We start from the raw sequence: 326 nt of genomic DNA on the forward strand, positions 1-326 counted from the left end.
GCCGCCAGTGCCGGCAGCGCGCTCAGCGCGGCGGCAGCGCCCAGGACTTTGCCCAGAAATGCGCGAGTGATCTTGGTCATGGTATTTGCTCCTTTGTGTCTTGAGAGGCCCTGGTCTTAGGAGCCAGAGTCCATTTTGAAGCCGAATTCCTGTTTCAATTGGGAATTGGCCTGGCAGGTGTAACCCTGCAATGCGGTAGTAATGGCGGCTTTGAACGCGCTGCGATAACGCGGCGGAATGTCGCCGCTGAAATTGAAGCTGGCGTCGCCGCTGTATTTGCCGCTGGCGCCGACGCTGAACACCACGTTCACCACGCCCTGGATTTC

The 326-nt window shown here is 58.9% G+C and carries 1 pseudogene; it reads right to left on the minus strand.

Annotation, left to right across the window (positions count from 1 at the left end):
• Window positions 1-116: 116 nt before the first annotated feature.
• Window positions 117-326, minus strand: a pseudogene (locus C2134_RS19275) (hypothetical protein); the annotation flags it as partial.

It is taken from the genome of Chromobacterium sinusclupearum, assembly GCF_002902845.1.
Classification (GTDB): Bacteria; Pseudomonadota; Gammaproteobacteria; order Burkholderiales; family Chromobacteriaceae; genus Chromobacterium; species Chromobacterium sinusclupearum.